This window comes from Sorangium sp. So ce1014, assembly GCF_051521505.1.
Taxonomy (GTDB): domain Bacteria; phylum Myxococcota_A; class Polyangia; order Polyangiales; family Polyangiaceae; genus Sorangium.
Window position 1 is genome coordinate 1,619,073 of sequence record NZ_CP150356.1, and the last position, 14,442, is coordinate 1,633,514.

The 14,442-nt window shown below is 72.6% G+C and carries 12 protein-coding genes; 10 read left to right on the forward strand and 2 right to left on the reverse strand.

Features of this window, described 5'->3' with window-relative positions; all coding sequences use genetic code 11:
- Positions 1 to 226: 226 nt before the first annotated feature.
- From WME75_RS06120 to WME75_RS06160, 9 genes are all read left to right on the forward strand, one after another.
- Positions 227 to 829, forward strand: coding sequence for a DNA-3-methyladenine glycosylase I (locus WME75_RS06120; RefSeq protein WP_437487166.1), 603 nt, complete (start codon positions 227 to 229; stop codon positions 827 to 829).
- Positions 826 to 1,368 carry a cysteine hydrolase family protein gene (locus WME75_RS06125; protein ID WP_437487167.1) on the forward strand — a complete coding sequence of 181 codons (543 nt, stop codon included), beginning with the start codon at positions 826 to 828 and terminating at the stop codon, positions 1,366 to 1,368. Before WME75_RS06120 ends, WME75_RS06125 begins: the two co-directional genes overlap by 4 nt.
- 7 nt (positions 1,369 to 1,375) lie before the next feature.
- Complete coding sequence (locus WME75_RS06130) at positions 1,376 to 2,377, forward strand: glycosyltransferase family protein (protein ID WP_437487168.1); 1,002 nt, start codon at positions 1,376 to 1,378, stop codon at positions 2,375 to 2,377.
- Between the two features lie 263 nt (positions 2,378 to 2,640).
- Complete coding sequence (locus tag WME75_RS06135; RefSeq protein WP_437487169.1) at positions 2,641 to 4,230, forward strand: glycosyltransferase; 1,590 nt, start codon at positions 2,641 to 2,643, stop codon at positions 4,228 to 4,230.
- 105 nt (positions 4,231 to 4,335) lie between these two features.
- A complete protein-coding gene (locus WME75_RS06140; RefSeq protein WP_437487170.1) occupies positions 4,336 to 6,960 on the forward strand; it encodes an efflux RND transporter permease subunit in 2,625 nt (874 codons plus the stop codon).
- Positions 6,957 to 8,159 carry a glycosyltransferase gene (locus WME75_RS06145; RefSeq protein ID WP_437487171.1) on the forward strand — a complete coding sequence of 401 codons (1,203 nt, stop codon included), beginning with the start codon at positions 6,957 to 6,959 and terminating at the stop codon, positions 8,157 to 8,159. The genes WME75_RS06140 and WME75_RS06145 overlap by 4 nt, the downstream gene beginning before the upstream one ends.
- A 25-nt stretch (positions 8,160 to 8,184) precedes the next feature.
- A complete protein-coding gene (locus WME75_RS06150) occupies positions 8,185 to 9,531 on the forward strand; it encodes a glycosyltransferase (RefSeq protein ID WP_437487172.1) in 1,347 nt (448 codons plus the stop codon).
- A gap of 106 nt (positions 9,532 to 9,637) precedes the next feature.
- Entirely contained in the window at positions 9,638 to 11,086 is a 1,449-nt protein-coding gene (locus tag WME75_RS06155; protein ID WP_437487173.1) for a GuaB1 family IMP dehydrogenase-related protein, read from the forward strand.
- Positions 11,087 to 11,356: 270 nt separating this feature from the next.
- Entirely contained in the window at positions 11,357 to 11,902 is a 546-nt protein-coding gene (locus WME75_RS06160) for a lysophospholipid acyltransferase family protein (protein ID WP_437487174.1), read from the forward strand.
- Positions 11,903 to 11,951: 49 nt separating this feature from the next.
- Here WME75_RS06160 and WME75_RS06165 read toward each other — a convergent pair whose 3' ends face one another.
- Entirely contained in the window at positions 11,952 to 12,419 is a 468-nt protein-coding gene (locus WME75_RS06165) for a hypothetical protein (RefSeq protein WP_437487175.1), read from the reverse strand.
- Positions 12,420 to 12,869: 450 nt separating this feature from the next.
- Here WME75_RS06165 and WME75_RS06170 point away from each other — a divergent pair, with 450 nt between their 5' ends.
- Positions 12,870 to 13,304: a hypothetical protein gene (locus WME75_RS06170; RefSeq protein ID WP_437487176.1), complete on the forward strand. Its 435-nt coding sequence runs from the start codon at positions 12,870 to 12,872 to the stop codon at positions 13,302 to 13,304.
- Positions 13,305 to 13,550: 246 nt separating this feature from the next.
- Here the strand turns inward: WME75_RS06170 and WME75_RS06175 are convergent, their stop codons facing one another.
- Positions 13,551 to 14,141, reverse strand: coding sequence for a hypothetical protein (locus WME75_RS06175; protein ID WP_437487177.1), 591 nt, complete (start codon positions 14,139 to 14,141; stop codon positions 13,551 to 13,553).
- Between the last annotated feature and the right edge of the window lie 301 nt (positions 14,142 to 14,442).

Consider the following 14,442-nt stretch of genomic DNA (forward strand, 5'->3'; position numbering starts at 1 on the left):
GAGAGCTGCTCGAGGCGGTCATGGTGCGGCGCGGCCCGGGGTGCTGGCTCCATTGGAGCTCTGCGCTGGCGGGGAGTCAAAGCGCACGTCGCGCGGTCACGCGGGATGGCGCGGGATGACGCGTGGTCGCGCGGGATGACGCGCCGTCACGCCGGATGGCGCGCCGTCACGCGCGATCGTCGGTCGGTGGGATCGCCCGCAAGGAGGGCTGCTACAGTGCCGCGCGATGCCGGAGCGATGCCCTTGGGTGACCGCGGATCCAGAGTACGTCGCCTATCACGACGAGCAGTGGGGCGTGCCGCTGCACGACGACCAGGCCCTCTTCGAGATGCTGATCCTCGAGGGCGCGCAGGCGGGGCTCAGCTGGCTCACCGTGCTGCGCAAGCGGGCGGCATACCGCGAGGCGTTCGCGGGCTTCGACCCGGCCCGCGTGGCGCGCTTCACGCCGGCGCGCGTCGAGGAGCTCCTCGCGAACCCCGGCATCGTGCGCAACCGGCTCAAGGTCGCGTCGGCCGTCACCAACGCGCAGCGCTTCCTGGAGGTGCAGCGCGAGCACGGCAGCTTCGACGCGTACCTCTGGGGTTTCGTCGGCGGTGCGCCCGTTGTCAACGCGTTCCGCGCCCTCCCGCAGGTCCCCGCGAAGACGGCGATCTCGGATGCGCTCAGCAAGGATCTCGTGCGCCGCGGTTTCAAGTTCGTCGGCTCGACCATCTGCTATGCGCTCATGCAGGCGACCGGGATGGTCAACGACCACCTCGTGAGCTGCTTTCGGTACGAGCAGGTGAAGGGGATCGCCGGCGCCCGGGGGGCGAGAGGGAAACGGAAATGAAGCAGACGAGCGCGCTCGTGATCATCGATGTGCAAAACGGCGTCCTCGACGGGGAGGCGCCCGTGCAGGGGGCGAGCGGGCTGCTCGCGCGCATCGGAGGGCTCCTCTCGCGCGCCCGCGCTCGCGGCGTGCCGGTGATCTTCGTGCAGGACGACGAGGTGGGCGAGGTGGGCTCCGCCGCGTGGGAGATCCACCCGTCGATCGCGCCGGCGGACGGCGAGGCGCGCGTCCGCAAGCTCGCCTGCGACGCGTTCTTCGAGACCGAGCTCGCCGGGCGCCTCGAGCGGCTCGGGGTCGAGCACCTCGTCGTCGCGGGCTGCAAGACGGAGTTCTGCGTGGACACGACCTGCCGGCGCGCGGTGACCCTCGGCTTCGGCGTGACGCTCGCCGCCGACGCGCACGGCACCTCGGACAGCCCGGCGCTCACGGCGGCGGCGATCGTCGCGCACCACAACCGGCTGCTGGACGGCTTCGGCGTCATGATGGACGGGCGCCCGCGCGAGATCCGCGCCGTGCCGAGCGCGCAGATCGAGCTCTGATCGGCCCGTGGCGAGGATCGGCTACTACGTCCACGGCCGCGGGCGCGGGCACGCGAGCCGCGCGCTCGCGATCGCGGGGGCCCTCCGCGAGCGCGGCCACGAGCTCAGGATCTACGGCGGCGGCCAGGCGGCCGATCTGCTCGGCGCCCTGCCGGAGCACCGCCTCGTCCGGCCCATCTACCCCGGCCTCGAGGGCGTGCTCGAGCTCCCGCGCCGCCTCGCCAGGGAGATCGTCGAGCAGGCGGGCTTCCGGCCCGACGCCATCCTGAGCGACGGGGACGTGCCCTCGCTGCTCGCCGCCCGCGCGCTCGGGATCCCCGCCGTCGCGCTCGGCCACGACCTCCTCTTCTCGCGCTGCCGCCTGCCCGAGGCGCTGCCGCGCCTGCGGGTGCTCGCGTGCCGCCGGACGACGTGGGCCGTCACCCGGCGGACCTACGCGGTCGCCGTCCATTTCCTGCCCGCCGAGCCGGCCGCGCCGCGCACGATCGTCGCGCGCCCCGCGCCGCGGCGGCCGCCCGCGGGCTCGGGGCAGGGGATCGCGCCCGGCGCGGTCGTCTGCTACTTCCGCGATCGCAACGCGCGCGCGGCGATCGAGCTCGTCGCGGCCGGCGGGCGGCGCGTCGTCGCGTTCGGCGACCCGGACCTGCGCGTGCCCGGCGTGCAGGCGATGCCGTTCGACAGCCGCGATTTCCTCGCTCACCTCGCCGCCGCCTCCGCCGTCGTGGCCTCGGCCGGGAGCAACCTGCTCGCCGAGTGCGTCCTCGCCGGCAAGCCCGTGCTGGCCCTCCACGCCGAGCACGATCACGAGCAGGCGCTCAACGCGAGCCTGGCCGCGCGCGCCGGGGTCGCCGTCGCGCGCTCGTTCGCGTCGCTCTCGTCGCGCTGCGTGGCGCGCTTCTTCGCGCGCGTCCGCGCAGGCGACTTCGCGCGCGTCGACCTCGCGGGCACGCTCCCGGATGCGCCGTCGGCCGTGCTCGCCATGCTTGATGAGGCGCGCAGAATCGCCTAGGTGCATCGCCGCGTTCGCACTTGCGCGGCGACGACAGGTGTGAGATCGGCACAAGGTTTGCTAAACGTCCCCGTCCACTCGGACTGACGAGGGCGAGGAATGGCTGCTGTGGCCAGCATGCTGTGGCCAGCGGCAGGTTGCGCTCGCGGGCGCGGAACGACACGGCTGCCAGAGGCACGACATGAACGCCCTACCGACCGTTGCGCCGAGGGCACCGGTCGATAGGACGGCGGTCTGCGCCGCTTCTCGAAGGAGCAACGAAGATGACCATGGATGCAATACGGCCGCTCGGTGAGCCCCGGATCGATCGCGCACAGCACGAGGCGATCGCGTCGGTGCGCCACACTCCATCGCCCGGATCGGCGCGGGGAGGGCATTCCCCCGTCAGGGCGCAGGCGGCACTTCCTGAAAATCCCTTCGCTGCCCTCTCCGGAGCCAACGGGCGACCGCTCAAGGTCGCCATCCTCAGCGACTTCACGCGCATTCCTTACGCGAACGGGGCCGTCTTCCAGACACGGGCCCTGTATCGCGCGCTCAACACCTGTGGTCACCAGGCAACACTGATCGGACCGCGGGATCCGGACGCCTCGGCCGACGAGATGCCGCCCGGCACCATCGCCCTGCCCAGCCTGCCGCTGCGCACCTATCCGGGGGTGCACCTGCCGATGCCCCTGGAGTCCTTCGTGTTCGATCCGATGCGGTGGGATTTCGACATCTGCTTCGCCCAGACCACGACGCTCCTTGTCGAGTTCGGCATCTGGCTCCGCAAGATGCGCGGCATCCCGCTGCTCTGCGTGAACACGACGCACCTCGCGGCCGCGTACGACGTGCTCCTGCCGGAGCGCGTGTCCCGGATCGGCGCGGTCCACACGGTGCTCCACAAGACGCTGCGCGCCCCGATGGAGCGGCTCTTCGTGGACCTGTACAACCAGGGCGACGGGCTCGTCGTGCTGAGCGAGGGGCTGCGCGACTACTGGCGCGAACGCGGGGTGACGGTGCCCATCCACGTCATCCCGCGGATGGTCCCGGAGGACGTGTTCGATCGCCCGCTCGGCCCCGACCCGTACGCGCCGATCCTCGAGGAGCGCGGGCTGGACGTGCGCGGCCCGCGCTTCGTCTGCGCCGGGCGCCACACGCGCGAGAAGTCGCAGCACCGGCTGATCCGCATCTTCGCCGAGCACGTCGCGCCGCACCACCCGCAGGCGACGCTCACGCTCGTCGGCGACGGGCCTGACAGCGCGGCGTACGCGGCGCTGGCGCGCGAGCTCGGCATCGCCCGGCGCGTGATCATGACGGGCGAGGTGCCGTACAGCCGCATCTCGGACTATTACCGGCACGCGACGGCGTTCCTTCACGCGTCGCTGAGCGAGACGTTCGGCAACGTGCTCAGCGAGGCGCTCTGGTGCGGCACCCCGACCGTCGCGTTCGCCGACGGCATGGGCGTGAGCTCGCAGATCCAGAGCGGCTACAACGGCCTGCTGCTCGAGCCGGGCCGCGGGACGCTCGCCGAGGCCAAGGCGAACGCCGCGTTCGGCAACGCCGCGCTCGCGCTCGCGCGCGACCCGCAGGCCGCCGCGCGGCTCGGGAGCGCGGCCGCGCAGCGCGCGCGCGAGCGCTCCTCGCCGCTCGTGGTCCAGAGGATGATCGCCAACGCCTTCGTCAACGCGCGTGAGCACGCTGCCGGGGCCGGCCTCCGGCCGCTCGTCGATGGGCCGAAGGCGCTCCAGTGGTTGGAGACTTTCCGTCACTTCCGCTCGTGGATGGGCTTCACCGGCGGTCTGTTCGCCTTCGGTCACCTGCGCCCGGCCGCGGCGCCGCGGCCGAAGGGCATCCAGCCGTCGTTCTGCGCGTGAGGTCCGTCTAACCATTGACATTGACCAGCATGCGCGCCTGGCGTGCATGGTAAGACCTGCCCGGCGCCGCCCTCCGCGCGGCGCCGGCTCGAGGTGTTCTTCGCAATGCTCCTCAGGATGATCGGGGCGCTCGTCGACTTCAGCGGGCGCCGACCCTGGCTCGTGATCGGCATGGCGATCGCCGCCATGACAGGGCTATGGGGGTACGCTTCGCAGCTCGAGCTGCGCACGGAGCTCCGGGAGCTCCTGCCGAGCGACAGCCCGGCGTTCATGGCCTACGAGCGCCAGGCCAGCCGCGTGGACGGCGGCGCGCAGCTCATCGTGATCGCCGAGTCGCCGGAGCGCGGCGCGAACGAGCGGTTCATCGACGCGCTCTCGGAGCAGCTGGAAGCGCCGCTCCGGCGGCGCGCGGCCTGCCTCGCGGCGTGCGCCGACGACGCGTGCCGCGCGGCGTGCGGGCCCGCGTCGCTCATCCGTTACGTGGAGACCGGCACGAAGGAGGTGCGCCGCTTCTTCGACGAGAACAAGTGGCTCTACGCCGGCGTCCGGGAGCTCGAGCAGGCGGACGAGGCGATCGAGCTCGAGATCGCGCTGCGGAGCGGCCTCATCGACGACCTGGACGCGGGCGAGAGCGACGGCGCGAGCGGGGGCCAGGCGGCGGGCGCGCCGGCCGAGAAGGGCACGGCGCTCGACGAGACGTGGGCGGAGCTCGAGCGGCGGCTGAAGAAGATCGACGAGTTCCCGAGCGGCTACTTCGCCACGCCCGACGGCCGCATGGTCGGGATCCGGATCGTCTCGCGGAGCGCCGGGATGGGCGATCGCAGCGCGGCCCAGCTCCTCGACGACGTGACCGCGCTCGTCGGGCGCCTCGACCCGGCGAAGTTCCACCCGGCCATGCAGGTCGGGTACGCGGGCGACATCCCGAACGCGATCGCCGAGCAGCGGTCGCTCGTGAGCGAGGCGGTGTGGGCCACCGTGCTCGCGCTCGTGCTGATCCTCGGCGGCGTGGTGATCTACTACCGCTCGCCCTGGTCGCTGTTCGTGATCTTCCTGCCCACGGCGTTCGGCGCCAGCGCCGGGTACGCGTTCGCGACGGCGACTTACGGCTACGTCAACACGGTCGGCGCGTTCCTCGGGGCGATCATCGTCGGCAACGGCGTCAACTACCCGATCGTGCTCCTGTCCAGGTACCGCGATTTCCGCGCGCGCGGCATGGCCGCGGACGAGGCGCGGCGCGAGGCGGTCGTCAACGCGTTCCGGGCCGAGCTCGTCGGGGCGTGCGTGGCGGCGATCGCGTACGGGTCGCTCACGATCACGCACTTCCGGGGGTTCAGCCAGTTCGGCACGATCGGCTTCGTCGGGATGCTCATGGTGTGGGCCTCCATCGTGCCGCTCGTGCCCGCGACGCTGGTCGCCATCGAGCGCATCCAGGCGAGGCTCCCGCGCTGGCTGCGCGATCCGCCGCCGCGCGTCTCGGAGGAGGGCGCCGCTGGGCCCGGGGCGCGGGCGCTCGCCCGCGTGACGAAGCGGTGGCCGGTCGCGCTCCTCGGCGTGGCGCCGGTCGTCCTGATCCTCGCCGCGTGGAAGCTCCCCGCGTACGTGAGCGACCCGTGGGAGTACAACTTCGCGCGCCTCGGCTCGAAGAGCTCGCGCGAGAAGGGCGCGGGGAGCTGGTCGCGCAAGGCGTCCGAGGTCTTCGGCGGCAAGATGAACGTCGCGGGCGCGATGATGCTGGCGGACAGCCCCGAGCAGGTGCCGGCCATCAAGGCGCAGATCCTGGTGAACGACGCGAAGGACCCGCAAGGGAAGCTCGTGGCCGACGTCGCGACCGTCGCCGACGCGCTCCCCGGCACGGTCGAGGAGCAGCGCCGGAAGATCGAGATCCTGGGGCGGATCCGCGACCGGCTGACCCCGCGCGTGCTGAAGGCGCTGACCCCGGAGGAGCGGGAGCGCGCCCTGCTCATGAAGCCGCCGGAGGCCTTGCGCGTGATCACCCCCCAGGATCTGCCCGACCTCATCCGGCGCAGGTTCGAGGAGAACAACGGGGTCGTGGGCACGGTGTTCTACGTGAAGTACAAGAACGAGGTCTCGTTCTCGAACGGCAAGAACCTCCTCCGCATGGCGAACACGACCGGCAACGTGGTCCTCCCCGACGGGACGCAGGTCGTGACGGCGAGCAGGCCGACGGTCTTCGCCGAGATGATCCGGTCGATCGAGCGCGACGGCCCGCTGGCGACGGCGGTGTCGTTCCTGGCCGTCACGGTCGTTGTGGTGCTCGCGACAGGCAGCCTGATGGGCGCGTTCTCGGTCCTGTCGTCCCTCGTGCTCGGCGTGCTCGCGACGGCGGTGGCGATGGCCATGCTCGACGTGAAGATCAACTTCCTGAACTTCATCGCGCTCCCGATCACGTTCGGCATCGGCGCCGAGTACCCGTTCAACGTCTTCGATCGCGCGCGGCTGCTCGGCGGCGACGTGGCGCTCGCGGTGAAGCGCTCGGCCGGGCCGGTGGCGCTCTGCAGCTACACGACCGTGCTCGGCTATGGCTCGCTCGTCTTCGCCGACAACCAGGCGCTGAACTCGTTCGGCTGGGTCGCGGTGAGCGGCGAGATCGCGTGCGTGGCGAGCGCGCTCCTGTTCCTGCCGGCGCTGCTCCACGTGATGAACCGCTCCGGGTCGCTGACGCGCGCCTGGAAGGGCGGCATGCTCTGGCGAGGGAGCCACAACTCGTGAAGATCCTCGACGTCGCGGAGTTCTTCTCGTCGCGCGGGGGCGGCGTGCGGTCGTACCTCGAGGAGCTCGTGCGCCAGGGCAGCCGGCGCGGCCACGAGGTGGTCGTCGTGGCGCCCGGGCCGCGCGACGAGGTCGTGCCGCTCGAGCAGGGCCGCATCGTGCGGGTGGCCGGCCCGCCGATGCCGTACGACCCGACCTACCACGCCCTCCTCCGGCTCGGCGCGGTCCGCGCCATCATCCGCCGCGAGGCCCCTGACGTGCTGCAGGCGAGCGCGCCGTACACGGCCGCGCTCGTCGTGGCGACCGAGCGCTCGGTCCCGCTCCGCACGTTCGTGTACCACTCCGACCAGATCAGCACCTACGCCGCGCCGCTGCTCGACCGGGTGCGCCCGCGCGCGGTCGCCCGCGCCCTGGAGGGCGCGCTGTTCGCCTGGCCGCGGGCCCTGTCGCGGCGGTTCGACGCGACGATCGCCCCGGGGACGTTCATCGCCGAGCAGCTCCGCGCGCACGGCTGCGAGCGCGTCCACCGCGTCACCTTCGGCGTGCGGCGCGAGTCGTTCGACCCCTCGCGCGCGGACCCCTCGGTGCGGCGGAGCCTGCTCGGCCGGTTCGCGGACGAGCCCTCGGCGGCGGTGCTGCTCGTCGCGTGCCGGCTCGCCGTCGAGAAGCGGGTCGCGCTCGTCATCGACGCCGCGCGGGAGCTCGCGGCGCGGCGCCCGGTGGCGCTCGTGGTGCTGGGCGACGGGCCCGAGAGGGCGAGGCTCGAGCGCCGCGCGGCCGGCCTGCCGCAGGTGAGCTTCCTCGGCTTCGCGAAGGACCGCGCCACCTACGCGGCGCTGCTCGCCAGCGCCGACGTCTTCGTCCACGGGGGCGCCGCCGAGACGTTCGGCTTCGTGCTGGGCGAGGCGCTCTGCTCGGGCCTGCCGCTCGTCGTGCCCGCGGCCGGCGCGGCGGTGGATTTCGTGAGCCCCGGCGCCGCCGAGGCCTACCCGCCGCGCGCCTCGGCCGCCGAGGTCGCCGCTGCGATCGAGCGGATGCTGGCGCGCCCCCGGGGCGAGCGCGCCGCGGCGGCCCGGGCCGCGGGCGAGCGGCTGCCTGCGAGCGACGAGCACTTCGACGCGCTCTTCGCGCTCTACGCGGACCTGCTCGGCCGCGGCCGCGGGGCGAGCGCCGGCGACGGGCCGCCGCGCGACGCCTGAGCGCCCGGGCGTCTTGTACGTTGCGATGGATCCCCCGACCGTGCGCCCGTTCCTGCTGATCTCGCCCTATTTCGCGCCGCAGACGAGCGTGGGCGCGTTCCGCTGGGTGAAGCTCGCGCGGCACCTGCCGCGCCACGGCTTCCGTCCCGTCGTCCTGTCCGCGACCTTCCCCGGGGATGCGCGCGACGACGGGCTCCTCGCGGCGTTGCCGCCCGAGGTGGAGGTCGCCGATGCGTACCTCGACCCGGCCGTCCTCGCCGTCGAGGCGGCGTTCGCCGCCCTGCGCGCGCGCGTGCCGCGCCGCGCGCGGCCCGGGGGCCCGCTCGTGGGGCTCCGCCCGTTCCAGGCGCTCACCGATCGCTGCATCCTGCACGCGCCGCACGCCGCGCGCGTGGCCGTCTCGCTCGCCCGCCGCGCCGGCGCGCAGGCCGTCGTGGTGAGCGCCGGCCCGTTCTCGGCCTGCCCGGTGGGCCTCCACGTGAAGCGCGCGCTCGGCGTCCCGCTCGTGCTCGACCTGCGCGACCCGTGGTCGCTGCACGAGAGCGGCCATGGCCCCCCGTCCGGCCTGGCCGAGCGGGCGCGGCGCGCCCTCGTGCCGCGCATCGAGCGCCGCTGGCTCGCGGGCGCCGACCACGTGATCCTCAACACGAGGAGCGCCCTCGAGGCCTATCGCGCGCGGTTCCCCGAGCTCGCGACGAAGTCGTCCTTCGTGCGCAACCACTTCGATCTCGCGCTGTATGCCCCGGCCCCTGCGCCGGAGCCGCCGCGCAGCTTCGTCATCCTCCACCTCGGCACGCTGCGGGAGGAGACCTCGGCCGACGCGATCGGGGCCGCGCTGCGGCGGCTGATCGACCGCGAGCGGCTCGCGCCCGGCGACCTCGTGCTGCGGCAGATCGGCCGCACGTCCGCCTACGATCGCGACCGCTTCGAGCGGCTCGGGCTCACCCCGTACATCGAGATGCTGCCGCCGATCCCGCAGCGCGACGTGATGGCCGAGCTGCGGCGGGCGCACGTGCTGCTCACCGTGGTGGCCCCCCGCGTCGTGCTGCGGATCGCCGCGAAGACCTACGACTACGCCGCGTCGGGCATGCCGATCGTCAGCGCCGCGGCGAGCCCCGAGGTCGACGAGCTGCTCGCGCACCGGGACGACAGCGCGCGCGTCTCGCCGGCCGACGCCGAGGGCCTCGCCGCGGCGCTCGCGCGCCACCTCGCGCGCTTCCGGGAGACGGGCGCCCTGCCGGTCCCTGCGCCGCCGCCCCGCGAGCTCTCGTCCGAGGCCGCCGCCGCCCGGATCGCCGCGATCCTGGACAGCGTCATCGCCGCCTCGACCGACGCCGCCCGCCATGCCTGCCGGTCTCCCTCGGATCGGTAGGCCCTCGGAGGACCTCCCGCGCAATCAGCGACGGGCCTGGGCCACCGGCACTAGACTCGCGGGTTGCGCCGCCGTCGCGGCGCGACCCCCTTGATCGGAGCCCTGCATGCGCTTCCTCCACCCCGAGCGTGACGAGAGCCTGGAGCTTGCCCTCGAAGACGTGTTCCTGACCCCCGGCTACTTTGCCGGCGGCTCCCGCCTCGAGACCGACCTGCGCCCGACGGACTTCCCCGGCGGCTCGCACCCCATCGTCTCGGCGAACATGAACGCCGTCACCGGCAAGCGGATGGCCGAGACGATGGCCCGCTTCGGCGGCCTCGGCGTGCTCCCGCAGGACATGGATCTCGACACGGTCGAGCGCATCGTCCGCCACATCAAGCGCGCCGATCCGCGGTACGACACGCCCCTCTCGGTCTCGCCGCGGGCGACGCTCCGCGACGTGCACGGCATCATCCGGAAGCGGTCGCACGACCTCGTGGTCGTGGTCGACGACGAGCGCCGCCCCATCGGCATCGTCACCCACGCCGACCTGCGCAACCGCGACCAGTACACGCCTGCGTCCGCGCTCATGTCGTCGCGCCTCATCACCATCCAGGCGGGCACGCCGAACCGGACCGCGTTCCTGCTGATGGAGGACGCGCGCGTGAAGGCGGTGCCCGTGCTCGACCAGGAGGGGCGGCTCCACGGCGTGCTGACCCGCGACGACGCCGTGCGCCTCGAGCTGCTCCGGCCGACGCTCGACGACCGCGGCGACCTCATGGTCGCCGCGGCGATCGGCATCTCCGCGCAGGCGGCCCAGGGCGCCGCGCGCCTGCTCGAGATCGGCGTCTCCGCGATCGTGCTCGACACGGCGCACGGCCACCAGCGGCGGATGATCGAGGCGGTCCGCGCGGTGCGGAGGGCGACGGGCGGCGCCGTCCCGCTCGTGGCCGGCAACGTCTGCACGGCGGAGGGCACGCGCGACCTCATCGACGCGGGCGCCGACATCGTGAAGGTGAACGTCGGCCCTGGCGCCATGTGCACGACGCGCATGCAGACCGGCGCCGGCCGGCCGACGTTCTCCTCGGTGCGCGTGTGCGCCCGCGAGGCCAGCCGCCACGGCAAGCGCGTCTGGGCCGACGGCGGCGTCCGTCACCCGCGCGACGTCGCGCTCTACCTCGCCGCCGGCGCCTCGCGCGTCATGGTCGGGACGACCCTCGCCGGCACCTACGAGAGCCCGGGCGACGTGATGGAGGACCGCGATGGGCTGCTTTACAAGGAGAACTACGGCATGGCGAGCGCCCGCGCGGTCAGCGAGCGCACCGCCGATCTCGACCCGTTCGAGCGCGCCAAGAAGGTCTTCTTCCGCGAGGGCATCTCGACGTCGCGCATCTACATCCACGACGGCCGCGAGAGCGTCGGCGCCATCCTGATCGAGATGATCACCGGCGTGCAGTCGGCGTGCACCTACGCCGGCGCCGCGAACCTCGACGAGCTCCACGACAAGGCCGTCATCGGGGTGCAGACGCTGTCCGGCTACGGCGAGGGCAAGCCGCACGGCGTCGAGCGGCGCTGAGCGCGCAGCGCGGCGCGCGCCGTCACGTCCGTCCGCGCCGCGCCGCGTCCGTGCGCGCGCTGCGTCCGTGCGCGCTGCGTTTCACGCGCGCACGGACGCGGCGTGGATGACGGAAGCGTGACGTGACATCCGGTCGGGCAACGACGAATCTCCGGCTGCTTACCGTCGAGGTCCTCTATGCCGAGCGCCGCTGCCCCGAGTTTTTCAGCCTCCCGCCGCGCCATTCGCCGGTTTATCGGCGACACCTGGCTGTCCGTATTCGGCTGGCGTGTGGAGGGCGTCGCGGATCTTCCGCCGAAGGCGGTGCTGATCGCCGCGCCCCACACGTCGAACTGGGATTTCCCGTTCACGCTCGCGGTGAGCTACGCGCTCGGCCTCGAGTTCTCCTGGCTCGGCAAGCACACCCTCTTCGAGGCGCCCTACGGCTTCTTCTTCCGGTGGCTCGGCGGTGTCCCCGTCGACCGCCGCGACCGCAACAACCTCGTCGCGGCCGTGGCCGACGTGCTGAAGCAGAGCGACGAGCTCACGCTGATCATCGCGCCCGAGGGCACGCGCTCGCGCACGAAGCGCTGGAAGACGGGCTTCTATTACGTGGCGCTCGGCGCCGGCGTCCCGATCCTCCTCGGATACCTCGATTTCTCGAAGAAGCGCGGCGGGATCCTCCACGTATTCCACCCGACGGGCGACATCGACGCCGATATGGCGACGATTCGCCGCTACTACGATGGCATTGAAGGCAAGCACCCGAGCCGGATGAGCGAGATCACGCTCGGCTCGAGGAATGTGCCGTCGAACGGGGTCGTGCAGCACCCGTGAGGGCGGGTCGGCGGCGCGCGATCCACCCGCGCGTCGCCGGGGGCGCTCGTCAGCGCGGGGACGGCACGCGCACCGACGAGGCGGGCCCCGCCGTGATCCTCGTCGTCAGCACGCCCGCGAGCGCCCATTCGAACGCCGAGCGGTCGGTGTAGATGTTGAAGTGACCGCCCGTGGCGAGGTTGGCGACCGTGACGCCCATGGCGACGAGCCCCGGCTTCACGAGGATATGGACCTCCTTCAGCTTGTCGGGGTTCCGCAGGTGCCACGCCGTGAGCTTGGCCCGGACGTCGCTGTCATAGCCGGTGCCGAGCTCGAAATCGTCGAACACGATCGGATGCAGGCCCGAGTCGATGAGGGTCTCCAGGTGCCTGACCGCCGGCTCGATGAGATCGAGCGTCGCGTACCCCTCGAAGCGCCGCGTCACGACGTCGCGTGCGGGCGTGCGGACGTCCAGGATCCCCCTCGGGGTCGCCCAGCGGTCGCCCCGCGCTCCGAGCCGTGTGTGTGCCAAATCCATCTCGATTTCGAGACTTTAGCCTATGGCCGGCGCTTCGCCATGCGATCCGTCCACCCTGCTCGCCGACCCCGGGGACACCTTGTCGCGCGTGCCGCGCTTGCCGGCGATGCGCTGTCTGCCTGGCGGCCGGACCCCGCCGCGGTCCTGCGGGCGGCGGGCTGGGGTCCTGCGGGCGGCGTGCTGGGGTTCTGCGAGCGGGCGTGCTGGGGGTCCTGCGGGCGGCGGGCTGGGGTCCTGCGGGCGCCGCGCTGTTGTCCTTCGGGCGCCGTGCTGTTAACGAGGCGCGCGGGGCGGCGGAGCGGCCGGCTTGCCCAGCGCGTCGAGCCGCCGTCCTGCGTCGGCGCCGTCGAAAGCGGCTATGATGCCGCGACAGTTTTGGCCACCGGCCGGTGCCGGCGGCTCGCGAGGCGTCTTCGCCCGCAGCAGAGGGACGAAGGAGGAGCTACCGAGATGAGAGGACATGTTTCCAAGGTGCTGCGGCTCGCTGTCGTGGCGTTTGCGTGCGCGATGATGGCGGGTTGCGGCGGCCCGCTGCGCTACACGCCGCAGGGCGTGGGGAAGGCGCCGGGCGCCGACGCCGTGATCGTGGCCGACGTCAATTTCGACGCGGCGATGACCCGGCTCGACATCACCGCGAAGAACCTCCCGCCGCCCGAGCGCCTCGACTCGAGCAGCTCCGCCTACGTCGTCTGGGCCCGCCCGGACAGCAAAACGCCCTGGCAGCGGGTCGGCGCGCTCAACTTCGACGCCGATGCCCGCACCGGCAAGCTCAAGGACGTGAGCGTGCCGCTCACCCGGTTCGAGCTCGTCATCAGCCTCGAGCAGAACGCCAGTGCCGGCTCGCCGTCCTCGGAGCTCGTCTTCCAGCAGGACGTCGAATACTGACGAGGTTGCCCCGCCGCTGAACGGGCGGGGCTCGGCGGATGCCTGGCGAGGTACCGGCGGGTGCCTGGCGAGGCACCGGTGGGTACCTGGCGAGGTACCGGCGGGTACCTCGCGTGGCGGTGCATGATCCTCGGTCTAGCCAGGTTCGACGGACGGCGGCGCCGGGATCGAAGGTAGGGTGCCTCACCAGTTGCTGCCGGTGCCAGGTCTGGACAGCGGCGCTGCCTGGGCGAGCGCGCGGCGCCGTCAGATCGGCTCGGGCGCCGGCGGCTCGGGCCTCGGCGCCTCGGGCTTCTTCCCCTTGCGCGCCTGCTTGGTCATTGCCCTGAAGTCGTCCAGGACCGGCGCCAGGATGGCGCGGAAGCTCGCGTTCTGGCGGGCGATCGTGCGCGCCAGGTCGAGCGCGGCGAGGCCTGGACCGATGACCACCTCGCCGGTGGCGAGGGCGTCGTCGTCGAGGTGGCGCGCCAGGTCCTCGAGCGCGTCGGCGACCTTCTGCTCGGCCACGGCGCGCTTCATGCGCCGCTCGAGCAGCTCCACCTCGAACCGCTCTGGATCCTCGCCGTCGTCCTGGTCCCCGAGCACATGGAACGATCTCGCAAGCGCGCTCTCCTTGCCGTCCGTGGGGCGCAGGAGCGCGAAGAGCTTGCCGAGCGGCGGCCCCAGCACGGCGAGGCTGCGACCGAGGCTGCGCGTGCGCCGCGACTCCTCGAGCCGCTCGAGGCCAGGCCAGAGCGCCTTGATTGCCTCGATATGCAACCTGTGCAAGACCCCACGGACGTCGATCAGCTCTCGGCTGTTCAGATCGAGGAACGCGTCGAGAAGACGCTCCAGCATAGCGTTGCAAAATAGGCGCGCCTCTCTGGGCTGGAAAAGAACTTTTCGCTGTCCACCGGTGCTTCCCAGGATCGAACATTCTACCGCTCCTCCGGATCGCCTACATCGACTGTTTGACCGAACGAGTGTCCCGCATCTCTCGACACGGTCGCAGCGCCTTTGGCGGTGTTGCCGGGCTGTAGCCGCAGCGCTGGCTGGGCCGTGTTTCTCGACGCCATATCGACAACGATGGCTCGGGGGCGAGATTGCACCCCCGTCCGCGCATCCGCGCCCTGTGGCTGGTCGATGAGTTCCGGCGCCC